Below are 26,828 nucleotides of genomic sequence, written 5' to 3'. Positions count from 1 at the left end.
TATATTTATAGTTATTAATCTATAACCTACAAATTTTTATTTCTTGCTGCTAGAATTCTATTATTAAGTTCTACAGCAGGATTATAACCAAGTTCTTTTTGCTTGAAATTTTTTGTTGCAACTTCAATAATTAGTGCAGTGTGCCTTCCAGGCTTGACAGGAATTGTGAATTTTACAACATTTATGCCCAAAAGACTTTCATAATTATCATCAAGTCCCAGTCTGTCATATTCTTTTGATTCGTCCCAGTCTACAAGTTCAACAACAATTTCTACTTCTTTTTCTTCCATAACATAGCCTATACCAAACATCTTTTGAACATCAACTATTCCTACTCCCCTAATTTCCATAAAATGTCTAGTTATTTCCGGTGACTTTCCCACAAGTCTATCATCCATATTTTTTATAATTACTGAGTCATCTGAAATAAGTCTTGCTCCTCCTGAAATTAAATCAAGGGCTGTTTCACTTTTTCCAATACCACTCCTTCCTGTAATTAAAACTCCAACTCCATAAATATCAAGTAGACAACCGTGCATCCTTAGTGTGGGGGCAAGTTCCTCATCTATAATTGAAACAAGTTTTGTCAAAAGTTTTGTTGTGGCATCATTTGATCTTATAATTGTGATGTTATAAGAGTGTGCCAAATCCTGAACTTCAGGAAATATTATATTTGACCTAGTAAAAATTATGCAGGGAACTTTTAGGGAAAAAAGACTTTCTAAAGACTCTTTTCTTTGAATTGGGCTTAAAGAATTTAAATAATACCATTCCTGAGCACCAATAATTTGTATTCTTCCTTCAACAAACTGATTAAAATGGCCGCAGAACTGGAGACCCGGCCTATTAATTTCATCTGTTGTAATATCAATTTTTGAATAATCTGTTGACTTATGAAGAATTTCAAGATCAAGTTTGTCTACAATTTTTTTAAGCTTTATTGTCATTTTTTTCACCTTTAAAATAATTATATAGGGATTCGGCAGATTTTTGATTCATACCTTCCACTTCTTTTAACTCCTCTATACTTGCGCTTTTTATTTTTTCAAGAGATTTAAAGTGCCTTAAAAGATTTATTTTTCTCTTTGGACCTATTAATTTTATGTCATCAAGTTCCGACTTAAACATATCTCTTGTTCTTAAAGACCTGTGATAATTTATTGCAAATCTGTGGGCCTCTTCTTGGATTTTATAAATCATTTTATAGCCCTTGGAATTTAAATCTAAATCATATTCTTTGTTGTTATAAATAATACCCCTTGTAGTATGAAAATCGTCTTTAACAAGTCCTATAACCGTTATATTTACGCCAAGTTCTTTTAAAACTTCCTTGGCAATATTAACCTGCCCCTTTCCCCCGTCCATCATTATCATGTCAGGGAATTTTGAAAAGGAGGATATTTTTTGAGAGTCAGCTTTTATCTCTTCAAGACCCCTTAAAAATCTTCTAGTTAAAACTTCCTTTAAAGACCCATAGTCATTTGCTCCTATAATTGTCTTTATCCTAAATTTTCTGTAGTCAGATTTTTTTGCCTCACCATTTTCAAATACAACCATCGAACCTACAGATTCAACTCCCGAAATATTTGAGATGTCATAGGCTTCAATCCTATTTAATTTTATGTCAAGGGATAATGTATCTGAAATTTCCTCAAGTGCTAGTATATTTGACTGGGCTCTTTTCTTATACTTGTCCCCATATTTGTCTAGCATATCAAGGGCATTTTTCTTAACCATTTTAATAAGCTCCATTTTTGTCCCCTTTTTGGGAGATAGGATGTTTACTTTTGACTTTCTCTTTTCACTTAACCAATCTTCCAAAAGATTTTTATCTTCCAAATCTTCTTCAATCAAAATTTCTTTGGGAATTATTGCCGCAGCATTGTAAAACTGTTTTATAAAAGAGGAAAGAATTTCATCTATAGGCTCATTGTAATAGTCATCAATCATATAATGCTCCCTGCCTATAATTTTCCCATCTCTTATAAAAAATATTTGGACAAGAACTTCATCAATACCCTTGGCAAGACCAATTACATCCTTATCATTAATTGACATGGGGTTTGTAATTACCTGCCTTTCCTTAAGCTCTCTTAAATTTTTTATTCTGTCACGAATTTCAGCAGCCTTTTCAAATTCTAAATTTCTGGAATAGACAAGCATTTCATCTTCCAGTCTATCTAAAATTTTTGTAGATTTATTTGAAAGGAAGTCTGAAATTTCATTAATCATAAGATTATATTTTTCTTCATCAACATTCCCTTGGCAGGGCCCTAGACATTTTTTTATATAAAAGTTTAAACAGGGCTTATATTTTCCCAAATTTTTTTCAAGATTTAAGGAGCAGGTCCTAAGAGGATAGAGCATTTCAAAAGCTTCTATGGAGGCGTTAACTGCAAATATATCGGGATAAGGTCCAAAATATTTTGCTCCGTCCTTTAAAATCCTTCTAGTTTTCATAACTCTTGGATATTTTTCATTTACAGTTATTTTTATATAGGGATACTGCTTGTCATCTCTCAATAAAATATTATATTTAGGATGATTGTTTTTTATTAAATTAGATTCTAAGATTAAAGACTCAACTTCATTGTCTACAATAATATATTCAAAGTCAGCAATATGCGAAACCATAGACCTAACCTTGGTACCTGATTTGCCATAAGATCCAAAATACTGCCTAACTCTTTTTTTAAGTGATTTAGCCTTGCCTACATAAATTATTTCATCTGTTGAATTTTTCATTATATATACGCCTGGCTTGTCAGGAAGCTGCGATAGCCTTTCCTTTACATCCTTCAAAATTTCACCTTTCTAATTTTCTAGTTACTTCTTTAAGCCATTTTAAAATATCTCCGCTTAAATATTTTGACAACTTTTCATAGACATTTTTATGGTAGCCATTTAAAATTTCAAGTTGCCTATCTGTAAGCATTTCTATTTTTATGGATTCAATTTCTATGGGACAAAGGCTCATTATGAAAAATTTATAAAAACTTCCGTCAGGGTATTTACCATCTTCTACAACTTCCATAATATTTTCGATTCTTATCCCATATTTCCCTTCTTTATATACCCCAGGTTCGTTAGAAACAACCATTCCAACTTCCATTGCCCTTCCCTTTGAACCTGGGGAAATTCTTGGCGGATCTTCATGGACAGATAAAAAATATCCAACTCCATGACCAGTTCCGCACTTGTAATCTAAATGATGCTTCCAAAGCTCCATTCTCGTTAAAGTGTCAAGCTGCAAATCCTTTGTTCCCTTCAAAAAAACTGCATCCATTAAATTTAAATGACATTTTAAAGTTAGGGTGAAGTCAATTTTTTCTTCTTCTGTCACTTCTCCCATGGCAATAGTTCTTGTAACATCAGTTGTCCCTGTAAAATATTGACCCCCACTGTCAACTAAATAAAATCCCTTATTTTCTATAAGGCTTTGATTCTTTTTACTTGCACTATAATGCATCATGGCGGCATTTGAACCATAGGCAGAAATTGTTTCAAAAGAATTATAGATATAAAGAGAATCTTCTGCTCTAAACTCATCAAGTCTTAACTGGGCATCATATTCACCTATTGGACCGTCTTTTACCCTGTTTTTTAGCCAATAAATATATTTTGTTAAAGCTAGACCATCTCTAACATAGGTGTCCCTTTGATTTTTAAGTTCAATTTCATTTTTTATGGCCTTTAAATTTAAGCTTATATTCTCGCCACTTACCATAAAATTATTTTTTTCTAAAAGGCTATAACATTTATGATTCACTCTTTTTTTATCTATATAAATTTTTTTATTCTTATATTTTTCAAGGTCTTCATAAAACTTTTCATATTCTTTAATTATGCAAATATCTTTTAAAGGTCCTTTAATATCTTCCGCTTTTTCCTTTTGAACATATAAAATAGCCTTATCATCTTCAATAATTAAATAGGACAAAAGTAGGGGCGTATATAAAATATCTCCTCCCCTAATATTTAAGATCCAGCAAATGTCATCAAGGTTTGTTAAAATATTTAAATCACATCCCTTTTCCCCTAATATTTTTCTAATTCTCATTAACTTACTTTCCCTAGATTCTCCAGCATATTTTTCATCAAGAATATAGGCCTTGGACATGGGAAATTCTGGCCTATCTTCCCATAAAGCACCTATTAAATCCATGTCAATAATTTCTGCATCCTTATCCTTTAATTTTTTCTCTAAATTTTCATAGGCGGATTCCAAAAAATATAGGCCATTTAAGGCAATCTTTTGATTTTTCTTAATATTATTATAAAGCCAGTCCTCTAGTGATAAAACTCCTTCAGTTCCTTGCCTTTGAAGGTCAAAGCCATAATCTTTTATCTCGCTTTCTGCCTGAATATAATATCTGCCGTCAGTCCAAAGATAAGCAGTTTTTTCCCCAACAAGGGCAGTTCCTGCTGAACCAGTAAAACCAGTTAAGAACTCCCTTTCCTTAAAATAATCTGGTAGATATTCGCAGGAATGGGGATCAAGTGTTGGCACTATATAATAATCAATATTTTTTTCTTTCATTGACTTTCTTAATCTATCTAAAATCATTTAATCACGTCCTTAATATAATAATAGCATAATTGTTTTATAAAAAAATAGCCTTCAATAGAAAGCTATTCTTTAATAATAATATAGAATCTCTTGTCCCAAACATAAATTTCAGACTTCAAAAACAATTTATCAAGGTGGGCCTTAACAATTGAAAGGCCTATGCCCGTTGCATTTTTTCTTGAGGGGTCTAAGACCTTTGACCTTTCAAAGAGAAAGTCATAATTTCCATTTGCTTCATTAATATCATTTGAAAATTCCAAATAAAGTTTACCATCATTTTTGCCAATAATTTTATTATTACCTAAGGAATATTTATACATATTGTCTAAAATATTTGTAAGAACTGTTTCAAAGGAATTTTTATTTGATGTTACTTCTAGCTGTTCTTCAATTTTAAGGTCAAGATTTTGATTTTTACCTTCAAATTTTTCAAAATAATTAAAGGCAACTTGATAAATAACTTCCTTTAAGTCAAAATTTTCAAATTCCAAACCAGTTTTTTCATTAATGAGTGAAAGCTGATAAAATTTTTCCACTAAATCATTTAAGAAATAGGCCTTTGAAATTGCAGTTTTTAAAAGTTCCCTATCCTTATCCTTTGGTTCAATTAAGTTTAAATATCCTATTATTGTAGTAAGAGGTGTCCTTAAATCATGTGATAAATTTGAAACTGTCTTACTATATTCTTTAGTTAAATTGTAAATGTCCTCATCTTTTTTTGCCTTTTCAATAAAAATATTGTCGACTTGCTCATAAAGGTCAAGGATTTCTTCATTTTTACTAGAAAGTTGGGGGTGAGTAACAGATCCTGACTTCTCCCTAAATTTTAAGTTATCTGAAATTATTTTTATATTCTTTTTTAAATTAACATATTTAAAAGACTGATAAAAGACAAGAAGAGCCAAAAAAAATAAAATAAATATCAATTAAAATCCTTCTTTTTTATTAAAATATAGCTTATGGCGGTAAAAACTACTGCATACATTAAGGAAATTAAAATTCCTCTGTAGGAAATATCTAATGGTCTTGCTCCTAATAATATATTAGTAATTTCATTTGCACCTACTTCTTTAGAAATAGATGAAGGCAAATAGACTAAAATTTTTTCTACCACACTTCCACCATTAAAAATAAAATTATCCATGATAAAGCGAATTATATCTGATAAATTATAATAAATAACATAAGAGATTATAACTGCAAAGTCCTTATTTAAAACTATATAAGATAGATTTAAAAAAGCAAGGGTTGAAATATTTACAAGAATTGTAAGAAATAAACCAAAAAAGCAGGAAGCTACATCTTGTTCCTTATAAATAACTCCACCAGCATCCGCAAAAATTGAAATAACTTGTGAAGTAATAAATCCTATTAAGAGGGTTGTTGCAATTATAAAAAAAGAATATATAAATTCAGTAATAATCTTTGCTGTTAAAATACTTGCCCTGCCATGAGATGCTTCAACAGACCTTGCTGGCATATTATTTAAAAATTCCCTTGAAAATACAAAAGTTGAAGGAAATATAACGAAAGTAGGAATAGTAACAATCATTAAATTTAATAAAACTTTTACAAAATCATAGGCTCCTAAACCACTTGGTCCATCTAAATTTGTTCTTATTACACCGACTGATAACAATATTGGCGAAAGAGCCACAAGCCAAACTAATAAGGTAAAAATCTTCACCCCTGAAAACTTTTTTAATTTAAAAATTTCAGCTTCAATTAAATTAATCATTTTCTCCTCCAATTTTTTCCAAATAATAATCCTCTAAATCCAGTCCCTTTTCCTTAATAGTAGTTACATATACAGAATTATCGACTAAAAATTTTTGTAATTTTTTTCTGTCTAAATCGGAAAAAATCCTAATTTCACCATGAGGATATACATTATAATTTAAACCTTCAAAATTCATTTCAAGTAGGGCCGTTGTCTTTGATAAATCTTCCTTATCCACTTCTATGCAAATATATTTTTTTGATTTCTCCTCTACCTCTGTCCTAGAAACTTCTTCAATAATTTTTCCATTCTTTATAAGGGCATAACGGTTAGCAATGAGGGAAAGTTCATTTAAAATATGAGAAGAAATAATAACTGTTGAGTTCCACTTCCTATTAACATTTAAAATATAATTTCTTAAATAGGTTATGCCTTCAGGATCAAGACCATTTATAGGTTCATCTAAAACTAAAATTTCAGGCCTATGCATAAAGGTAACAACAAGGCCAAGTCTTTGTCGCATACCTGTTGAATATCCCTTAATCTTTTTCTTTAAAGCATTTTCGATGCCAAATTCTTTCGCAATTTCTAAGGCCCCTCCAAGATCAAGACCTCTTAATTTGCAAAGATATTTTAAATTGTCAAGACCTGTTAAGTCACCATAAAAATTTGGTCTTTCAATCAAAAAACCCATTTTGCTAAAAGACTTAATAATGTCATCATTTGTATTTCCTAAAATACTTATGTCCCCGGAATCTTTTAAAATAGCACCTGATAATAATTTTAAAATCGTAGACTTGCCAGCACCATTTGAACCAACAAGGCCAAAAATATCCCCTTCAAAAACTGTTAGAGAAACATCATTAAGGGCCTTAACGCCTTTTCCATAGGACTTGTTAATATTTTTAAGTTCTATAATTTTTTCCATTTTTACCTCCCAGCATATAATAGACTTATTTCTTAAATATAGAATTAAAGAAATATTAAGTAAATCTAAATCTTACTTTTTCAGCCTATAGCCTACAGCCCAAACAGTTTCAATATATTCTTCATCATCAATTTTCTTAATCTTATTCCTTAAATTTGAAATGTGAACATTTATTGTGTCTGCTTCATAAAAATAATCTTCCTGCCAAGCTGACTTATAGAGATTTTCCTTTGAAAAAATTTTATTGGGATTTTCCAAAAGAGTTTTTAAAATTTGATATTCAATGGGAGTAGCCTTAAGTTCTTCACCCTTAATTAAAATCCTATTTTCATTTAAAAGCATCTTTAAACTTTTGTGGCTTAAAATCTTTTGGTCCTCATCCTTATAGGAATCATTAAAAGTTTTATATCTTCTAATATTAGCCTTAACCCTATTTAAAAGATCCTGTTCCTTAAAAGGCTTAGTAATAAAATCATCAGCACCCATTTCAAAAACCTTATTTTTTGTTTCCTCATCAATTTTTGCAGTAATGACAATTACAGGTTCATTGTGAGAATCAGATCTCATTTTTTTAATCATCTCCTCACCAGAGAGGACAGGCATCATAAGGTCAAGTAAAACCAAATCAAAATTTTCTTCAAGCCTAGTTAGACCATCAGCACCGGTAAAAGCCTGCTTCACAGAATAGGAATTTTTTTCTAAAATAATTTTTAAAAGATTATTTATATCTAAATCATCTTCAACTATAAGTATTTTATCCATTTAATCACCACCATAATTATAATAAAAAAATATAAAATATGCCTTAATAAAAAAAGAATTCTCTAAAGTTTTTCTAAAATTAGAGAATTCTAAATATAAAAAATATGCCACCTTACCTTTAATTTGTTGTCCTTTTTTAATTTAAATAGGAGGTCTGTCTTTAGCATTTTTGTTAGAAACAGTCCCCTAATATTAGGAGGACAGCCTTATATTCATTCGCTAACGCTCATTCATTAAAGACCGCCCTCCTTTTGTTTTTTATATTTTAGATTTCTATTATATTTTTAAATAAATCGCCATCTATTTCTATTTCAAATTTTCCACCATGAGCCTCAACAAGCGATTTTGCTATTGAAAGACCAAGACCCGATCCTTCTGTGTTTCTTGCTCTATCTCCTCTTGTAAATCTTTCCATTAATTCATCTGCTGAAATGTTTAAGGGATATTTTGAAATATTCTTTATAACTAGCCTTAATTTTTCTCCTGCCTTTAAGTCCACATAAACTCTTGAGTTTTCTGCCCCATATTTATATATATTTGAGAAAATATTGTCCAAAACTCTGGAAATTTTTTGACCATCAAGATTTAATTCATAGGGCTCTTTTGGAGAATTAAGGTATAAATTAATGTTTTTTTCTTTTAACTTGTCTTCCCATTCTCCCACAGTTTGCATTAATAGTGATATAAAATCTATTTTTTCCAAATCGAGCTTTATATTATTGGAGCTTGCCTTTGATACTTCAAATAAATCTTCTATTAAATTTTTTAATTTTAAAGATTTGTCATTTATTATTTTTGCATAATTTGTAATTTCATCCTTTGACAATTCCTTATTATTTAAAAGATCTGAATAGTTTATTATTGATGTTAAGGGAGTTTTTAGGTCGTGGCTCACATTTGTTATAAGTTCTGTTTTCATTCTTTCGCTTTTTAGGGCCTTATCCACAGATGAATCTAAATTTTTACTGGCAGAATTTAAATTATCTATAAGTCTGTCAAAAACCCTATATCTTTTTTCGATTTTATAGGCATAGTCGCCTGCTGCAATTTTTGATGATTCTAAATTTATCCTAGCAATTTCTCCTAAAATTCTAGTAATTAAGAGATAAATTCCTGTGAATATCCCAAAATATAAAATCAAGGTTAATAAATTATAGCTTGAATATACAAAAATCCTTATATATAAAAAGCCTAAAATAAGTATTATTCCATAAGAAATATTTAAATTTCTCTTGGCCTTGTATAAATCTTCATTTGACTCAACTTTCCCAATGTTTTTATAGGATTTATAGATAAAAGAAAAAATCAGCGAATTATTTACTAAAATATTTTCTTCTCTATCAATGGCAAAGGATTTTAGGCATAAGATTATATAATTTATGCAAAGGGAAAGAATTACATTTCCAAAGACTGCACATATACTTAAAAAAATGATATTTATTAAGTCATAAACACGAGGGTTTGAAAAAAACTCTTTTAAAATCAGGGATGAACTAATGATAAATGTAAAAAATAAAATCAAAACTCCTTCAAGGGGCATTGAAAATAATTTTCTTAGATTGTTATTATTCATTATTTTTTTGTAAGATAAAAAAGAACATACTGCAAGGCATAAAACTCCATTTATAAGAACTGCATAGGCTAAATACTCTTCAGGATTTAAGCCTTCAATTTCCCTTATCATATTATTATAGGCAGGAGAGTCTTTATTTATTTCATAATAAAATTTTATATTTTTTATTTCATCTTTATTTAAATTTTCAAACTCTTCATTTATTTTTTCCTTAAAAGTTCTTTCAAGATTTTTTGCGTACTTGGCACTTGTGTCAATTGTTTTTGTTTCCATTTCAAGTTTCCCATTATTTACTGACCCTGAAATGGCAAGTATGCAGTCTTCTCTTGGATTGATTGTCAAAGGATCACTTTGGTATGTTCCATAATTTGACATATAAAAATTTTCATATTTTTTCTCTACAAAGGAATTTTTATAATCTTCATTTGTCATAAAATCTTTGGCATTTAGACCCTGGTCTTCTAATTTTTTTCTCTTTTCTGCAAGGTCAAATCTCATTCTTCCCTCATCATCATTAAGTTTTATGCCTAGACTGTCATAATATTTTGCCTTATAGGATTTTACCCTATAATTAAAAGATTCTCTTGAATTTCTCGGTGATTCGTAAAGTGAATCTAAAACGGTAAGGGAAACATAATTTAAAATATTATAATTATCGTCATTTTCATAGGCGAACTTTGTTTTATCAAAAAAATATGATATGCTCAAAGAAATAGCTGAAATTAAAAATAAAATCGCAAAAAATTTTACAAGGCTATATTTTTTATTCATATTTGTTACATCTTCCATTATTTTCTCCTTTTGCTATCTACAAATTTGTAACCAAGCCCCCAAGCCACCTGCAAATATATGGGTCTTTTGGGATCAACTTCAATTTTTTCTCTAATTCTTCTAATATGAACAGTAACAGTTTTGGCATCAAAAGCTGGCTCGTTCCAAACATGCTCATAAATCTGTTCAATAGAAAATACAGTGTTGGAGTTTTCCATTAAAAATTTTAAAATTTTATATTCTAAAGAAGTTAAATTTATTAATTTGTCACCAACATAGCAGGTCTTTTCCATGGTATTTAATTTTACATCCCCAATCTCTATTATTTCCTTGTCCTTTAAATTGTCATAGGCATAATATCTTCTTAAATTTGATCTTACCCTAGCAATAAGTTCAAGAGGGTTAAAGGGTTTTGTAATATAATCATCAGCACCTATATTTAAGCCTATTATTTTATCATAATCTTCACTTTTTGCAGAAAGTATTATTATAGGCACATAGGAAATATTCCTTAATTTTTTTATGGCCTCTTCGCCTGAAAGTTTTGGAATCATTAAGTCCATTAAAACTAAGTCGATTTTTTCCCTTTCAAAAACTTCAAGGGCCTCTCTTCCGTCATAGGCAAAAACTATATCAAAGCCTTCATTTTTTAAATAAATGCCAATAGAATCTGCAATATTTTTGTCATCTTCACATATTAATATTTTAAAATTTTCCATAATCCCTCCGAAATTATAGTAGCAAATAATTTCTACAAATTTATTAGACAAGTCTTACAAAATTATTAAGAAAAAATTTCATTAGATAAAAGAATTTAAAAATCCTTTACAATTGCTTTAAAATTTGTTAAACTAAATAATGTTATTAAGGGGCATAGTTCAGTTGGTAGAACATTGGTCTCCAAAACCAAGTGTCGTGGGTTCGAGTCCTGCTGCCCCTGCCAATTAAGGTTGTATTCATTTGAATATGACCTTTTTTATTGTAATACACATTTTTCCATTAAGCTATTGTAAAAATTATAATATAAAAAACAGCCCTAAAATTAGAACTGTAAAAAAACACTTTTCAATTTTACCATAGATGTAAGAAATGCTGTATAAGTAGTGAAACTGAACTAATAGAAATCCAGCAGCAAAATCCCATAAAAATTGGTTTTCCACCTTTTCTTACAAGTTTAACAATATCAGTATTAAGACCAATCGCCGCCATTGCCATAACTATAAAAAACTTAGAAAGATTTTTAAAGGGAGCAAAAAAACCAAGGTCAAGACCAGATTTTACTCCTATTGTAGTTATTAAAGAAGCTAAAAGGAAGAATAAAATAAAAGTCGGAAATGTTGATTTTAGTGAAACTTTCTCTCCAGAACTATTATTTTGTCCCTTTGCTCTTATGGCAGCTAAAAAAAGTGTTATTGGAATTATGGCAAGTGTCCTTGTAAGTTTTACTGTTACAGCCTTATCAAGAGTTTGGCTTCCAAGGCCATGAACACTGTCCCAAGTTGATGCACATGCCGTTACAGATGAAGTATCATTAACAGCAGTCCCTGCGAAAATTCCAAAGGCTTCCCCACTCGTATTTGAGAATCCAATAAGATTTCCAAGAGTTGGGAAAATCAAAGCTGCCAAAACATTGAAGAAAAAAATTACTGAAATCGCTTGGGCAACTTCTTCATCATTTGCATCAATAACTGGAGCCGTCGCTGCAACTGCTGATCCTCCGCAAATTGATGATCCAACACCAATTAATGTTGATATGTTTTTAGAAATATTTGTAGACTTATAAAAAATAAAAGCCACAATTAATGAAGTTACTATTGTTGAAATGATAATTGGAAGAGATTGCCTTCCTGTTTTTGCAACAACTCCTAAATCCATACCAAAGCCAAGTAAAATTACAGCATATTGTAAAATTTTCTTTGCTGTAAATTTAATTCCACCTTCAAATGGTTCTTTATTTTTAAGAACTTGATCTAAAACCATACCAAATAAAATGGCAATGACTGCCCCTCCAATTATGGGGAATAGTTTGCCTAAATAAGTGCTTAAAAGTGCAATAATAAAGCATAAAATAAGACCTTTACTATTATTTTTCAAAAAATTCATAGATCACCTCGTATAATATTTTTTTGTATAAAATAATTTAAAAAATCTTCTACATTATAACAGTTTTATAAATTAAGTTGTTATAAAATTTTCAAAATCTTGTAAATTCTACTAATTTATTGGGCAAAAAATTTTTGTTAGCTTTATTAATGGTAAAAAATAAAAAGAGGTCAAAGCCTCTTAATATAATTTAAATAATCTTAGAATAAAATTTTGTCTGCTCCACCAAATTTAAAGTCAAGGGCTGCCATGACAAGTACATTAATAAAGTTCCATGGTTTATCAAATCCAGGTTGATAGAAGAAATCTGAAAGAGCAAGTTCTTCTAGGGTCATCTTATTTGAAATTGCTAAAGAAATAACATTGATTGCTTGAGAGATGTCATAAGTTGACATAAGTTGTCCGCCAAGAATAACATGACTTTCTTCATCAAAGAAAATTTTCATTCTTGCAATTTCATCTTTTCTCATAAATTTAGGGAAAATTCTTTTTTCCACATATTTACTTGCAACTTTTCCGTTATACAAGTCTTGATTTTGACTTCTTAAACCAGTTGAAGAGAATTTATAATCAAAAAGTTCAAGAGATGATGTTCCATTCATTTCAGAAACTTTAATTTCCCCTCCCATAGAGTTTAAAGCTGCTACAACGCCTTGTCTTCTTGCCATGGTTGCAAGTGCAATTGGTGCTTTTCCTCCAGTTGGAGCATAGGGAACATAAGTTGCATCTCCGCCAGCCCAAACGTCTTTTAAAGAAGTTCTTAAATATTCATCAACTTTTACAAAACCTCTTTCATCCATTTCAATAGAACCCTTTAGCCAGCCTGTATTTAGTTTTACACCAACGGAAACAATTGCTGTGTCACAAGGAATTTCACCCTTGTCAGTAATAACTGCAGTAACTTTTCCGCATTCACCCTTAAATCCTTTAACAGATTCGCCAAGTCTTAATTTAAGACCATGTTTTTGAGAATTTTCTTCTAAAACATCAGTAAATTCTTTGTCAAGATAAGTGTTTAAAACTCTGTCAACTAGATCAACTAAAGTTACATCAATACCCTTTTTAGCAAAAGCTTCAGCAACTTCAATACCAATATAGCCGCCGCAAATAACAACAGCCTTTTTTAGAAACTTCCATTCTTTCCTTAACAAGTCCTGTTAGTTCTCTACCCCTGAATAAAAATACATTTTCTAAATCATTATTTTCAAAGGGAGGCATATTTGCATAAGCACCTGGAGAAAGCAAAAGTTTGTCATAAGACTCTTCATGTTCACCATCTAAATCCTTAACAAGGATAGTTTTTTTTATCTCCATTAAGACCAATTACATCAGAATTACAGTGAATACTAATTCCTTGGTTCCTATAAGATTTTTCATTGGCTAAGTGCATTTCATCTAAATCTTTTGAAATTCCTTCAAGATAAGATTGCGATCCACAAGACATATAAGAAGCTGTTGCTCCTCTTTCATAAAGATGAATTTCAGCATCCTTATCTCCCTTTAGAATAGTTTCGACAACTTCGAAACCAAAATGTGAAGTTCCTACTACTACATACTTCATTATCTTTTTTCATCTCATATGATTTTTAAATTTTATATTTAAACTATAATTATTTAATATAAATTTGTATTAAATTAATACCCATTAAAAATATTTAATAACTAAAAAATGAAAAGACCGATTAATTTTCGGTCTTTTCATCTTCATTTATTTCTTTAAAATATTTTCTGATTTCTTTTTCATAGCCTATATCTTTTGGTTGGTAATACTTTTTATCCTTAAATTCTTGGGGCAGATATTCCTGTTTAACATAACCACTTGGAAAGTCGTGGGGATATAAATAGGAATTTTCTGATTTATTTGCAGGATTATTTTGATCTCTTAAATATTGGGGGATTTCTCCTTTTATATTATTTCTTACATCTTCTAGAGCCTTATTAATTCCCAAGTAAGCCGCATTTGATTTTGGTGATGAGGCAAGATAGGCTGTTGTTTGGCCCAAAATTATTCTGGCCTCGGGCATTCCAACTGCACTTATATTTTGAAAGCAGGCACTTGCAACAACAATCCCCATGGGATTTGCGTTGCCAATGTCTTCTGAAGCAAGAATTATTAGTCTTCTTGCAATAAATTTTATATCTTCTCCCGACTCAATCATCTTTGCCAAATAATATAGGGCTGCATTAGGATCTGAACCCCTAACGGATTTTATAAAGGCGGAAATTGTATCATAGTGTTCATTGCCGCCTTTATCATATATAATATTTTTTCTGACCATGGAGTTTTCCAAAACTTCTTCTGAAATAATTATTTCATTTTCTCCATTAGCCTCTGATAAAACTGCAAGTTCAAGAGAATTTAATAAATATCTTGCATCTCCTGAAGATGTTCTTATAAGAAAATCTCTTGCCTTCTTATTAATTTTTATCTTATATTTGCCAAGACCCCTGATTTCATCTTCTAGTGTATTGTCAATTAATTTATTTAAGTCCTCATCTTTTAAGGGCAAAAAATTTAAAATTTGCATCCTTGAAAGAAGAGCTTTATTCACTTCAAAATAAGGATTTTCTGTTGTTGCTCCAATTAAAACAACAATTCCCCTTTCTACAAAGGGAAGGAGGGCGTCTTGCTGACTTTTATTAAATCTGTGAATTTCATCTATAAATAAGATTGTATTTACATTATGAAATTTTAAATTTTCTTCAGCATCTTCCAAAACTTTTCTAAGTTCTTTTACATTGGAGGTTACGGCAGAAAGCTCTACAAAATTTTTTGAAGTTGAATTTGCTATAATTTTTGCAAGAGTTGTCTTACCAATGCCTGGCGGCCCATAAAATAGCATTGATGGAAGAAAGCCTGCCTTTAAAACTCTTCTTAAATATTTGCCTTCCGATAAAATATGATCTTGACCCAAAAATTCATCTAAATTTCTTGGCCTCATCCTATCTGCAAGGGGTGCTCCGGTTTTTAAATTGTTTTCAAGATTTAAATCAAATAGGTTCATTTTTTCTTTAGTATTGTTTCAAGTTCTTTGGCAAAAGATTGTAAGTCTTTAAATTCCCTATAAACTGATGCAAATCTAACATAAGCAACTTCATCAGCACTTTTTAATTTTTCCATAACCATTTCTCCAATGTCTCTTGAACTAATTTCTCTGGTCATAGAATTTTGGATTTTCTTTTCAATTTCATCAACAAGACTTTCAATTTTTTCATAGGAAACGGGTCTTTTTTCACAGGCCTTAATAATGCCGCCAATTATTTTATCTCTATCAAAAGACTGCCTTGTGCCGTCTTTTTTTATAACCATAATGGGTTGGGACTCAATTTTTTCATAAGTCGTAAATCTGCCCTTGCACTTTAAACATTCCCTTCTTCTTCTTATGGTATTTCCTTCTTCAGTTGGCCTTGTATCTATAACTTTTGAATCAAAGTGACCGCAAAATGGACATTTCATAAAAATTTCCTTTCATTTTAAAATTGGGCGGATTAAATAATCCACCCAAATTCATTTTAATTTTTTTATATCTCACTTATTTTTATTTGTTCTTAAGAATGATGGAATTTTTAATTCTCCATTTTCCTCTTCATCTGTTTCTTTTAAATTTTTTGCTATTAATTTAGGTCTATTAATAGAATTTTTTTTGTCATCTTTATATTTGTCAAATTCAGTTGCAATAACAGTGATTTTAACTTGATCTTTAAGTGATTCGTCAATTCCAGCACCAAAGATAATATTTGCATCTTCATCAACACATTCACGAATAAGATCTGCAGCTTCATTAACTTCAAAAATTCCAAGATCATTACCAGCCGTAATATTAAGTAGGACAGATTTTGCTCCTTCAATGGAAGTTTCAAGAAGTGGTGAATTAATTGCGAGCCTTGCAGCTTCTGTTGCCCTGTCATCACCAGATGCAATACCGATACCCATGTGGGCAATTCCCTTGTCAAGCATAATTGTCTTAACGTCAGCAAAGTCAAGGTTAATTAAATTTGGAACGGAAATCAAATCTGAAATACCTTGGATACCTTGTTTTAAAATTTCGTCTGCCATTTCAAAAGCTTCTGAGAAGCTAGTCTTTTTATCTGAAATGCTAAGTAATCTGTCATTTGGAATAATAACAAGTGTGTCAACTTTATCTTTAAGGGCGGAAATTCCTCTTTCAGCTGATTTTGCTCTTTTAAATCCTTCAAAAGTAAAGGGTTTTGTAACAACGCCAACAGTTAAAAGTCCAAGTTCTTTAGCAACTTGTGCAATAACTGGGGCTGCACCTGTTCCTGTTCCGCCTCCCATTCCGGCAGTAATAAATACCATATCTGCTCCGGAAAGAGTTTCTCTAATTTCATCAATTGATTCTTCAGCTGATTCTTGTCCAACGTCAGGATTTGAACCTGCTCCTAAACCTCTGGTAACTTTTTCGCCAATTTGAATTTTATTATCTGCCAAGGAAGATTTTAGTGCTTGTCTATCTGTATTAAAAGCATAAAATTCTACACCCTTAATTCCTGCACTTATCATTCTGTTTACAGCATTATTTCCGCCTCCGCCGACGCCAACAACTTTAATTTTGGCAAAGTCATCATGATCCATATCAAATTCCAACATATTTATCCTCCTCATATAATAAAAATACTTACAATCTATTAATTTATTAATTTAATATTTATACATTAATCTTATTTTATAGAATATAAGCTAAATAGTCAATAATAAAGTCTTTTAAAAGTCGAATCTTTCAATATATATAAATATTTTACCTTAAAATATATAAAATTAGCAAATTTTTATCAAATTTTTATAATTTACTGAAGTAAAAGTTTAATTTTCTGTGCTACTTTCGCTTTCTTCCCTATATCTTATATCCCTTTGGCCATTTACAATAGGATTCTCGCCCTTTTCCATTAAAATACTTTCTGCATTTTTGCCTGTATTTTTTATATCATCTAAAATTAATTTTAAGGTAGTTAATTTATATTCAATATTTTCATAAGAACCAAAATGAATTTTTATGCCATCAATGGTTATAAAAGTTGAAATTGAATCTAAAAGCTCCACAGATTTTAAATTTCCCCTTAAATTATATTTTTCATCTTTAAGTTCTTTTAAAAGATTTACCTTTTCCCTATCTCCTTCTCCTTTAAAAATATAGTCACCGATTTTTAAATTATCTATGTCTACTCCATAAATATCAAGAAGGTTAGATGACTTGCTTTTTAGGGCCTCTAATATTCTAAAGTTCTCATCAATTAAATAAAAGTCATTTTTTTGAATTTGATAGTAGGGCTTTCTTTCACTTATTTTTACAATAACTTTGCCTCCTAGTTTAAAAGAAAGATCGCAGTCATTAACATAGGAAATTTTTTCTATGGCCTTAATCCTTTCGTCCTTTGAAATATTGTAAAATTTTTCCCCTACTTTTAAGGACCCCGCCCTTAAAATTTCTTCTCTTTTAACACGACTGTTCCCTAGGACATTAATTTCCCTTATTTTAAAAAGTATAGAATGTCTAATGGCAAAAACTATTAAAAATATGAGTGAAAAAAATATAAAAAATCTGCTAAAGATTCTAAAAATTCTCCTAAATTTTCTTGGCCTTTTTTTAATTTTTCTTAGTTTTTTTTCCATACTATCACTCAAATTTATCTTAGGCGAGTCGTTCTAAAATTTCCTTTACTATTTCCTTAACGGCCTTGGGATTTCCAAGTTTTTTAGAATTTTCCGCCATTTCTTCTCTTAATTTATGGTCCTTTAAAATCTTTTGGATTTCTTCTAAAAGTCTTTGACCATTTAAAATATCTTCAGTAATTACAGATGATGCTCCCATATTTTCATAGGAATTTGCATTAAAAACTTGATGGTTACCAGCTGTGTAGGCTTTTGGTATAAGAATTGACGCAAGACCCACAGCTGAAATTTCTGCAAGTGTCATGGCTGATGATGATGCAATAACAAGATCTGATGCCATTAAATATGTTGGAACTTCATAGGTATAATCAAGAATTTCTACATTTTTCGGTATATCTAAATCAGCAATAAAATTTTTATAGTGCTCCTTACCAGTTACGTGGACAAGTTTAAAGTCAAGATCTTTTTGATCTTTTAAAATTTCCTTTAATGCATCATTTGTAGATTCTTGACCTCCGCTACCACCAAAAGAAAAGACAAGTTTTTCTTCTTTTAATTTTAACTTATTTCTGGCCTTATTTCTATCAATATAAGAAAAATCTTCCCTTACAGGATTTCCAGTAAAAATTATATGTTCATTATTAAAATACTTTTGAGCTTCCCTAAAATTTAAAAATATAAGGTCAGCCTTTCTTGATAAAAACCTATTTGTCTTTCCTGGAAAGGCATTTTGTTCTTGGATAACAGTTTTTATTCCCTTTTGCTGAGCCTTCATAACAATTGGAGCACATACATATCCGCCAGTTCCTATTACTACATCCGGTTTAAATTCCTTGATTATTTTTTCACACTCATTTAAACCCCTTAGCAAATTAAACATAGTGATTACTGTATCCTTATTAATTTTCTTTCTTGGCAGGCCTGAAATATGGATGGATTTAAAGGCAAATCCCTCTTTTTTTACAAGCTCTTCTTCCAAAGAATCTTTTTTACCAACATATAAAATTTCTGCATCCTTATCTTCTTTTTCCAATTCATGACAAATGGCTAGAGCTGGGTAAATATGACCTCCAGTTCCGCCACCACTTAAAATATATTTCATTGATTTCCCTCTTTCGATATTTTTAGTAAAAGTCCCACTGCAACCATGGACATAACAAGGGCCGTTCCCCCATAAGAAATAAAGGGGAGAGTGATTCCAGTAACTGGCAAAATTTTTACTGCAACTCCCAGATTAAAAAAAGCTTGGATGCCAATATAAGTTGTAAGTCCAATGGCAGTAAATTTATAAAAATTATCCTTTGCCCTGCTGGCAATAACAAAACCCCTATAAATAAAAATTAAATAAAGAATAATTAGAAATAGTGCTCCAACAAAACCAAACTCTTCACATATAACAGAAAAAATAAAGTCCGTGTGTGCTTCAGGAAGGTTAGCATATTTTTGCTTGGACTGAAAAAATCCGCTTCCCGTGTAGCCTCCCAGAGCAATGGCATAGAGGGACTGAGTTATTTGATAAAGGGAGTTGCTCATTTTATCGTCGCTATCTGCAAACATACTTGCAATTCTTTCCCTTCTAAATTTTGAACCTGGTCCCATTAAAATAATAGCAATAACTCCTAGGCCAATGACTAAAATGATAAAAAATTCTTTTTTGGTCATTCCCGCTGATGTAAACATGGCAAAAAGTGCAAGGCCAATAACAACAGCCGTTGAAAAGTCCTTTACCATAATTGGGATTACTGATAGGCCCATAATTAATAAAACTGTTAAAAATATAGAGCCTTCGGAAATTCTTTTAATATTATTAGATAAAAATTTTGCCATATAGACAATTGAAGCAACCTTTAAAAGGTCTGATGGTTGAAAGGAAAAAATTTCCCTTGAACCTATAACAATTTTAAGCCACCTAACCTGGCCATTAACAAGTTTTCCCATTGGCGTCCATAATAAAAATATTAGTAATAGGCTAAGGCCAAAAACTATATCTATATGATTTTTTATAAAATTTTTATTTATCTTAAGGATAAAAAATATGGAGAAAATTCCAAGAATCATCCAAATCATTTGTCTTATAAGATAATAAAACCTATTTACATTATATTTAATTGTAGCAGGAAAGGATGCAGATGCAACTGAAAATAACCCAAAAATTATTAGTAAAATCACATCTACTAAAAGTGCTGTGTCCACATCCCTTATATCTTTTTTTATTTTTAATTTCAATTAAATCAACTCACTAACAATTTTTCGAAAGTCTTCTCCTCTTTCTTCATAGGACTTATACATATCCCAAGAAGCACAGGCAGGAGAAAGAAGGATACTATCTCCTTTTTTAGCAAGATTTTTGGCAGTTGTTACAGCCATTTGTAAGTTCTCCACAAGATAATAATCAATATTATATTTTTTTGCTGCCAGACTTATCTTTTCTGCAGTTTGACCCATAAGGATTAGGTGACTTATTTTTGATGATGTTTTTTTAAAAAGATCGTCAAAATCTGAACCCTTGTCATAGCCTCCAGCAATTAAAATGCAGTTTTGATCCATAGCTTCAACTGCCACAAGTGTTGAATCGGGATTTGTTCCCTTGGAGTCATTATAATATTTTACACCTTTAATTTCCTTAATAAATTCAATTCTGTGGGCAACACCTGTGAATTTTTTAACGGCATCTATAATAATTTCGTCATCAACTTTTAAAATTTTTGCTGCCAAAATAGCTGCCATTATATTTTTTGCATTGTGGATACCGGGAATTTTTATATCTTTGATGTCAATAATTTTTTCTTCCCTGCCCCTTAGTCTTATATAAATTGCCTTGTCTTTTAAAAAGGCACCTTCAATATTATTATTTTTCGCTGAAAAATAAAGGACTTTTGATTTTAATTTTTTTAAATCCCTCGCCGACCTATCTTCGCTGTTTAAAATAGCATAGTCTTCCCCATCTTGATTGGCAAAAATTTTATATTTTGCTCTTACATAATTATCTTCTGACTTGTGCCAATCCAGGTGGTCTTTTGTAACATAGGTTAAAATTGCAATTTTAGGTTTAAAGGTAAGTGTATCTTCAAGCTGAAAAGACGAAGCTTCTATAACAAAAAAATCATCTTTTTTAGCTTCTAAGGCAATATCTGAAAGTCCCACTCCAATATTTCCCCCAACATAAGTTTTTCTTACTCTCTTTAAAATATCTCCTAAAAGGGTTGTTGTTGTCGTCTTTCCATTTGTACCTGTTATGGCTATTAAATTTTTACATTTTGTTATCCTATATGCAAATTCTAAATCGCTAATAACTTCAATATTTTCATCTCTAGCCTTAACTAATAAGTCATGGTCAGGATAAATTCCAGGACTTTTTATAATTAGGTCAATATCCTTTAAGTCTTCATCCTTAAAGATAACAAAATCTTCCTTAATATTTGATAAATTTAAATTTTTATTCTCATCATAAACATAGACTTTGCAGGGCATTTGACTTAAAGCCTTTAAGGCTGACTTCCCCGTTAAACCCATACCCATAATAAGGACTTTTTTATTATTTAACATAGGCCACCTAAAATAAAATTAAATATGATATCAGGCAAAAAATTCCTTCAGCAAGATAAAAAGTCCAAACAACTTTTTGTTCTTTCCAGCCCTTTTGCTCAAAATGATGGTGTAGTGGGCTCATTAAAAAGACTCTTTTGCCCCTGGTTTTAAAAGAAATAACTTGAATAATAACTGATAGGGTTTCTATAAAATAAATTCCGCCAGCAACGGGAAGAATTAAGGGGATATTTAATAAAACTGCAATGGCTGAAACTGCCCCGCCAAGGGCAAGAGACCCTGTATCTCCCATAAAAACTTTTGCTGGATATTTGTTAAAATATAAAAATCCTAATAGGGCTCCAATTAATATTATGGAAAATTTAAAAATTTCCATATTATTAAATTTATAGGCACAGATGGCAAAAAATCCTAGGCAAATTATTGTCACCCCTGATGAAAGACCATCTAAACCGTCTGTAATATTTACAGAATTTACAGTCCCAACTATTACAAATAAAATAAAGGGAATGTAAAAAACTCCAAAGGAAATAAATTTTTTAATTATTGGAACATAAACATGATTTTCAAGGCTTGAACTATAATATTGAAAGAAAATTAAAACTAATGATACTAAAATTTGTAGACTTAGTTTTTGAATGGCAGTTAAACCTAAATTTCTTTTTTTTACAACCTTAATATAATCATCTATAAAGCCAACAAGGCCAAAGGCAAAGGTAGCAAATATTAATAGAACTAGGGTTAAATTTATTTTATTGAAAATTAAATTTGTTATTAGCATTGAAGTCAAAAATATTAGTCCCCCAATTGTAGGTGTACCTGTTTTTATCATATGACTTTTGGGGCCATCTTCCCTAATACTTTGTCCTGCCTTAATTCTTCTTAAAAGCGGTATAAAAAATTTTCCTGCTATTAATGAAATTACTAACGCTAGAAATATTATTAAAATATTACTCATCTCTGTCTCCCTTGTTATTTGCCTTATTATTTGAAGATTCATTTTTATCTGTAGTGACATCTTCAAGAATTATCTTTACTTTTGTTGTCCTATCAAGTTCTTTTCCCTTTTCAGGACTTTGAGAAATAAATCCTCCGTCACCTTCGATATTATAATCAACCTTTAATTTTTTTAGAATATTTTCAATTTCACTCTTATTTTTTCTTGATAAATCAGGCATAACAAGCACGTCGCCATCATTATTATCTATGGCAAGATCAATAACTTGTCCCTTTAAAATATCAATTCCAGCTGACGGATTTTGACCAACAATTACTGCACTGTCACTAATGGTTTCCATGTTAGTATCAAATTTTATGCCAGAATCAATTATTCTTTTTCCGCCATCTTCTAAAAGCATACCCCTTACATCAGGAATTGTTACATATTCTTTTGCCTCTTCCTTAACTTCTTCCGTCTTTTGAATTTTTAAATAATTTAAAGTTCTTTCCATAACTTCTGAAACAACAGGAGCGGCAACTGTTCCTCCTAAAATTTCCCCCTTGGGATTTTTTACAATTACAAGAACAGTAATCTTAGGATCATTTATGGGGGCTACTCCAACAAAGGAGGCTATATAGGCATCTTCATATCCTCTTCCATCTTCTCTAGCAATTTCAGCAGTCCCTGATTTTCCTCCAACTCTGTAGCCAGGAACTTTGGCAAGTTTACCTGTCCCATTTAAAACGACTCTTTCCATTAATCCCCTCATTGTATCAGATGTGGACTGAGAAATTACCCTTCTCATAAGTTTTGTTTCTTTCTTTTCTATAATATTATTATTGTCATCAATTATTTCTTTAACAATTCTTGGCCTATTTAAAAATCCCCCATTGGCTACGCACGAAATAGAATTAATTAACTGAATGGGAGTAACTGCGATTCCGTGTCCATAGCACATAGTGGCAAATCTAACTGGATTAATATCTTCAGCCTTTTCAGGCACAAGACCCAAACTTTCTCCATTTAGTTCAATTCCAGTCCTTTCACCAAAACCAAAGGCCTTAATATATTTTAAAAAGTTTTCAGGGCCAAGCTGCTCTCCAATTTTTACAAAGGAAACGTTACATGACTGTTCAAAGGCTTCCGCCATAGTTTTTTGTCCCCTTGCATGAGAAGTGCATTTTAAAACTGTGCCGCCAAGATTTATTTCTCCTCCGCAGATATATGTTGCATCAGGGCTTGTTGTGTTTTGTTCAATAGCTGATGCTGCAGTAATTACTTTAAAAGTTGAACCCGGTTCATACTGGTCATTGACATTAAAGTTTCGCCAATTGTCGTACCAAATATTTGTCTTTTCCTTATCTGTATATAAAAACCAATTTTTTTCTTGTTCTTTGGTTACTGGTTTTTTAGGATCATTTAAGTTATAATCACTTTTTGTTGTCATGGCAAGAATTTCACCATTTTTTGTATCTTGAACAATTATGGAGCAGGAGTCAGCCTGATTAGTTTCAAAAGCTTTTTTTGCTGCAGATTCTGCAAACTGCTGAATATTTGCATCAATTGTCAAGAGTAGTGAATAACCTTCCTTGGGAGCAAAAGTTTCTCCCTCAGTTAAAGGAATAATATTGTGGGCATTATCTTTTTGTACAACATTTTTGCCCGGGATTCCCGTAAGTTCTTCATCAAAAGAAGCTTCAACTCCATATTGACCCATTGATTCATCATTAATAAAACCAATAACATGGGAAGCTAAATTGTTGTAGGGATAATATCTTCTTGTGACATCATCAATTGACATGGCCCTTAAATTTTTCTTTTTTTGTCTACCGTAGACTGATCTTTTTTCCTTTAATTTTATGGCCTTAGATCTTTCAATATTTGATGCAAGCCTAACAACCTTTGTCCCCTTCATATTTTTATAAACTTCTTCTTCATCAAGACCACAAATATTTGCTATAGTCTTTGCATCTTCAAGATAAATTTCTTCTCTTCTCTTTTTAAAGTCTTCAAAACTTTCTTTTTTGCCCTGCTCCAAATATCCCATATTATAAAAAACATTGGCCTTGGAAATATTAATGGCAAGTTCTTTTTTATTTCTATCATAAATAATTCCTCTATTGGAATTAATGACTTCAGTTTTAGTAATTTGATTTAATGCATCAATTGTTAGTTCTCCTGATTCAACGACTAAAATAAATAAGAGCCTAATAATTATTGTCATAAATAAAATAGCTAGAATAAGAAAAAATATTAGGGAAAAGGCGTTAATTCTCTTCTCACTATCATAAGGCATTTTTTTCTTCTTTCTAGCTTCATTTCCAAATAAGTTCATATCTTCCCCTTAATTATTATTAAAAGACCTTAGAACTGACACAATGGGACTTAAAAAAACATTATAATTAACGTCTTGTTTAATATCCTTATCTTCTGTGTCTATATAAACTATTTGAGATCCATCGGGATAAATCATACCTAATTTATAGCTTGCTATATCAGCAACTTCAATTTGGGATTTTATACCCTTTAAATCTCCAATGAGGGTCATCTTTGTCTTAGTCAGTTCATCTATTTTACTTTTGGTGGATAGAATTTGTCTGTCTAATGCAGCGTTTTGTGAGTACATAAATGTTACAGCAGAAATTGCAATAACAAAAATAGTTAGACATAAAATCAAGGCCTTGTTTTTTAAAATTCCTCTTCTTTTATTATATCGTTTTTTTAAACTTTTTTTATTATTATCTAATCTATTTTTCATATTAACCCTCTTTTTCTGCTACTCGCAGTTTTGCACTATGGCTCCTATTATTTTCTAGCAGCTCCTCCTTGCTAGGCAAAATAGGTTTTCTTGTAATAATTTTTATTTCTCTTTTTTTATTACAAGTGCATATTGGCTGGTCAGGTGGACAAATGCAGTCTAAAAATAAATATTTAAAGGCATCCTTCACAATTCTGTCCTCTAGGGAATGAAAAGAAATAATTGCTATTCTGCCACCAGGATTTAATCTATGGACAAGCTTAAAAATTGTATCTCTTAAAATATCAAGTTCATGGTTTACTTCAATTCTTATTGCCTGAAATGTTCTTTTTGCAGGATGAGGTCCATTTTGTCTTGCACCTTTGGGAACTGCTTTTTTTATGACATCAACAAGATCAAAAGTTGTGACAATTTTTTTATCTTTTCTTTCATCTACAATAAATTTGCTAATTCTCTCAGCCCATCTCTCTTCCCCAAAATCTCTTATTATTCTTATAAGTTCCTCTTCTGAATAATTATTAACAATTTCATAGGCTGAAATTTTTTGGTCCCTATCCATTCTCATGTCAAGCCTAGCATTATATCTATAGGAAAAACCCCTTTCGCCGTTGTCAAATTGATAGGAAGAAACTCCTAAATCAAGTAAAACACCTTCTATTTTGTTAATATGTAAAGAAGCTAAAACTTTATCAAAATCTTTGAAATTGGACTTAAGTAATTTTACATTTGAATAATCTTTTAAAACTTCTCCTGATTTTTTTAGGGCCTCTTCATCCTGATCAATGCCTATTAAAAGTCCTGAGCCATCAAGTTTTTTAGCAATGCCAAGTGAATGACCCGCCCCGCCAATTGTGGCATCTAAATAATTTTTATCTTTTCTAATATTAAGTGATTCTAAAACTTCACTATATAAAACACTTTTGTGGGAAAATTCCATTATATTCCCAGCTCCGACATCTTTTCGGCCAATTCTTCATAAGAAAGGCCCTCTTCATTATTGTATTTTTCCCAATTTTCTTCAGCCCATATTTCGGCCCTATTAGAAAGGCCGATAATAACTGAAGAGTCTTTAATTTCGGCATAGTCTCGCAAATTTTGAGGAATTATAACTCTGCCTTGTTTATCTATTGTGGAGCTTGTAGCACCAGAAAAAAATGTTCTTACAAAAGATCTAACAGCCTTGTTTGTCATTGGAAGTTCTTTTAATTTATTTTCAATCTTTATCCATTCATTTTTTGGATACAAAAATAGGCAATTATCCAGGCCCTTAGTCATAACAAAGTCTGTCAAATCTTCTCTAAATTTTGATGGAATTGTAATTCTACCCTTAGGGTCGAGATTGTGATAATATTCACCAATCAACATTTTATTCACCACTTCATTCCACTTTAATCCATTTTCTTCCACTTGATATAATTTTACTACAAAATCCTACCACTTTCCATTCAATTTGCCTTAAATTTTCAAATTAGGCCCATAGTCCCGAAAAAATTTTTAAAAAAAATCACTCTCAAAGAGTGACAAAAAT

Annotated in this window: 25 protein-coding genes and 1 tRNA gene; 1 reads left to right on the top strand and 25 read right to left on the bottom strand. The window is 30.8% G+C overall.

The window, feature by feature from the left end; all coding sequences use genetic code 11:
- Positions 1-26: 26 nt before the first annotated feature.
- The 9 genes from hprK to BQ4446_RS05185 form a co-directional block, all read right to left on the bottom strand.
- Positions 27-947 carry an HPr(Ser) kinase/phosphatase gene (gene hprK / locus BQ4446_RS05225; protein ID WP_071027264.1) on the bottom strand — a complete coding sequence of 307 codons (921 nt, stop codon included), beginning with the start codon at positions 945-947 and terminating at the stop codon, positions 27-29.
- Entirely contained in the window at positions 931-2,802 is a 1,872-nt protein-coding gene (uvrC, locus tag BQ4446_RS05220) for an excinuclease ABC subunit UvrC (RefSeq protein WP_071027262.1), read from the bottom strand. The genes hprK and uvrC overlap by 17 nt, the downstream gene beginning before the upstream one ends.
- Positions 2,803-2,806: 4 nt before the next feature.
- Positions 2,807-4,567 (bottom strand): aminopeptidase P family protein, encoded by a 1,761-nt coding sequence (locus BQ4446_RS05215; protein ID WP_071027259.1) that lies wholly within the window; start codon positions 4,565-4,567, stop codon positions 2,807-2,809.
- Positions 4,568-4,632: 65 nt separating this feature from the next.
- Positions 4,633-5,496 carry a sensor histidine kinase gene (locus tag BQ4446_RS05210; RefSeq protein WP_071027258.1) on the bottom strand — a complete coding sequence of 288 codons (864 nt, stop codon included), beginning with the start codon at positions 5,494-5,496 and terminating at the stop codon, positions 4,633-4,635.
- Positions 5,493-6,308: an ABC transporter permease gene (locus tag BQ4446_RS05205; RefSeq protein WP_071027256.1), complete on the bottom strand. Its 816-nt coding sequence runs from the start codon at positions 6,306-6,308 to the stop codon at positions 5,493-5,495. Before BQ4446_RS05205 ends, BQ4446_RS05210 begins: the two co-directional genes overlap by 4 nt.
- Complete coding sequence (locus BQ4446_RS05200) at positions 6,301-7,218, bottom strand: ABC transporter ATP-binding protein (protein ID WP_071027254.1); 918 nt, start codon at positions 7,216-7,218, stop codon at positions 6,301-6,303. Before BQ4446_RS05200 ends, BQ4446_RS05205 begins: the two co-directional genes overlap by 8 nt.
- 72 nt (positions 7,219-7,290) lie before the next feature.
- On the bottom strand, positions 7,291-7,980 hold the full coding sequence (locus tag BQ4446_RS05195) for a response regulator transcription factor (protein WP_071027253.1): 690 nt from the start codon (positions 7,978-7,980) through the stop codon (positions 7,291-7,293).
- Between the two features lie 265 nt (positions 7,981-8,245).
- Positions 8,246-10,342 carry a sensor histidine kinase gene (locus tag BQ4446_RS05190; protein WP_071027251.1) on the bottom strand — a complete coding sequence of 699 codons (2,097 nt, stop codon included), beginning with the start codon at positions 10,340-10,342 and terminating at the stop codon, positions 8,246-8,248.
- Positions 10,342-11,043: a response regulator transcription factor gene (locus BQ4446_RS05185; RefSeq protein WP_071027249.1), complete on the bottom strand. Its 702-nt coding sequence runs from the start codon at positions 11,041-11,043 to the stop codon at positions 10,342-10,344. Before BQ4446_RS05185 ends, BQ4446_RS05190 begins: the two co-directional genes overlap by 1 nt.
- 148 nt (positions 11,044-11,191) lie before the next feature.
- Here BQ4446_RS05185 and BQ4446_RS05180 point away from each other — a divergent pair.
- Positions 11,192-11,267 (top strand) — tRNA-Trp (locus BQ4446_RS05180).
- 128 nt (positions 11,268-11,395) lie between these two features.
- On the opposite strand, the gene BQ4446_RS05175 is transcribed toward BQ4446_RS05180, so the two are convergent.
- The 16 genes from BQ4446_RS05175 to mraZ all read right to left on the bottom strand — a co-directional run bounded on the left by BQ4446_RS05175 (position 11,396) and on the right by mraZ (position 26,665).
- Positions 11,396-12,427, bottom strand: coding sequence for a YeiH family protein (locus tag BQ4446_RS05175; RefSeq protein ID WP_071027247.1), 1,032 nt, complete (start codon positions 12,425-12,427; stop codon positions 11,396-11,398).
- Between the two features lie 200 nt (positions 12,428-12,627).
- Positions 12,628-13,578: an FAD-dependent oxidoreductase gene (locus BQ4446_RS05170; protein ID WP_071027245.1), complete on the bottom strand. Its 951-nt coding sequence runs from the start codon at positions 13,576-13,578 to the stop codon at positions 12,628-12,630.
- Positions 13,511-13,741 carry a hypothetical protein gene (locus tag BQ4446_RS08615; RefSeq protein WP_135100590.1) on the bottom strand — a complete coding sequence of 77 codons (231 nt, stop codon included), beginning with the start codon at positions 13,739-13,741 and terminating at the stop codon, positions 13,511-13,513. The genes BQ4446_RS05170 and BQ4446_RS08615 overlap by 68 nt, the downstream gene beginning before the upstream one ends.
- On the bottom strand, positions 13,713-13,988 hold the full coding sequence (locus BQ4446_RS08610; protein ID WP_071027243.1) for an NAD(P)/FAD-dependent oxidoreductase: 276 nt from the start codon (positions 13,986-13,988) through the stop codon (positions 13,713-13,715). The genes BQ4446_RS08615 and BQ4446_RS08610 overlap by 29 nt, the downstream gene beginning before the upstream one ends.
- 121 nt (positions 13,989-14,109) lie before the next feature.
- The gene (locus BQ4446_RS05160) at positions 14,110-15,432 is read right to left on the bottom strand and encodes a replication-associated recombination protein A (RefSeq protein WP_071027241.1); all 1,323 of its coding nucleotides are present in this window, start codon (positions 15,430-15,432) and stop codon (positions 14,110-14,112) included.
- On the bottom strand, positions 15,429-15,884 hold the full coding sequence (nrdR, locus tag BQ4446_RS05155) for a transcriptional regulator NrdR (RefSeq protein WP_071027239.1): 456 nt from the start codon (positions 15,882-15,884) through the stop codon (positions 15,429-15,431). Before nrdR ends, BQ4446_RS05160 begins: the two co-directional genes overlap by 4 nt.
- Before the next feature lie 72 nt (positions 15,885-15,956).
- A complete protein-coding gene (ftsZ, locus tag BQ4446_RS05150) occupies positions 15,957-17,036 on the bottom strand; it encodes a cell division protein FtsZ (protein ID WP_071027237.1) in 1,080 nt (359 codons plus the stop codon).
- Between the two features lie 213 nt (positions 17,037-17,249).
- A complete protein-coding gene (locus BQ4446_RS05145; RefSeq protein ID WP_071027235.1) occupies positions 17,250-18,056 on the bottom strand; it encodes a cell division protein FtsQ/DivIB in 807 nt (268 codons plus the stop codon).
- A 19-nt stretch (positions 18,057-18,075) separates the two neighbouring features.
- Positions 18,076-19,158 (bottom strand): undecaprenyldiphospho-muramoylpentapeptide beta-N-acetylglucosaminyltransferase, encoded by a 1,083-nt coding sequence (murG, locus tag BQ4446_RS05140; protein WP_071027233.1) that lies wholly within the window; start codon positions 19,156-19,158, stop codon positions 18,076-18,078.
- The gene (locus tag BQ4446_RS05135; RefSeq protein ID WP_071027231.1) at positions 19,155-20,282 is read right to left on the bottom strand and encodes an FtsW/RodA/SpoVE family cell cycle protein; all 1,128 of its coding nucleotides are present in this window, start codon (positions 20,280-20,282) and stop codon (positions 19,155-19,157) included. The genes murG and BQ4446_RS05135 overlap by 4 nt, the downstream gene beginning before the upstream one ends.
- On the bottom strand, positions 20,283-21,602 hold the full coding sequence (gene murD / locus BQ4446_RS05130) for a UDP-N-acetylmuramoyl-L-alanine--D-glutamate ligase (protein ID WP_071027229.1): 1,320 nt from the start codon (positions 21,600-21,602) through the stop codon (positions 20,283-20,285). It abuts the gene before it with no gap.
- A 7-nt stretch (positions 21,603-21,609) separates the two neighbouring features.
- On the bottom strand, positions 21,610-22,560 hold the full coding sequence (mraY, locus tag BQ4446_RS05125) for a phospho-N-acetylmuramoyl-pentapeptide-transferase (protein WP_071027227.1): 951 nt from the start codon (positions 22,558-22,560) through the stop codon (positions 21,610-21,612).
- The gene (locus BQ4446_RS05120) at positions 22,553-24,877 is read right to left on the bottom strand and encodes a penicillin-binding transpeptidase domain-containing protein (RefSeq protein WP_071027225.1); all 2,325 of its coding nucleotides are present in this window, start codon (positions 24,875-24,877) and stop codon (positions 22,553-22,555) included. Before BQ4446_RS05120 ends, mraY begins: the two co-directional genes overlap by 8 nt.
- 9 nt (positions 24,878-24,886) lie before the next feature.
- A complete protein-coding gene (locus BQ4446_RS05115; protein WP_071027224.1) occupies positions 24,887-25,300 on the bottom strand; it encodes a cell division protein FtsL in 414 nt (137 codons plus the stop codon).
- Between the two features lies 1 nt (position 25,301).
- A complete protein-coding gene (gene rsmH / locus BQ4446_RS05110) occupies positions 25,302-26,237 on the bottom strand; it encodes a 16S rRNA (cytosine(1402)-N(4))-methyltransferase RsmH (protein ID WP_071027222.1) in 936 nt (311 codons plus the stop codon).
- A complete protein-coding gene (mraZ, locus tag BQ4446_RS05105; RefSeq protein ID WP_071027221.1) occupies positions 26,237-26,665 on the bottom strand; it encodes a division/cell wall cluster transcriptional repressor MraZ in 429 nt (142 codons plus the stop codon). The genes rsmH and mraZ overlap by 1 nt, the downstream gene beginning before the upstream one ends.
- Positions 26,666-26,828 lie beyond the last annotated feature (163 nt).

Source organism: Peptoniphilus raoultii, assembly GCF_900099555.1.
Lineage (GTDB): Bacteria > Bacillota > Clostridia > Tissierellales > Peptoniphilaceae > Peptoniphilus_A > Peptoniphilus_A raoultii.
The sequence above is the reverse complement of the archived record's forward strand: the minus strand, read 5'-3'. Positions and strand labels throughout refer to the sequence as shown.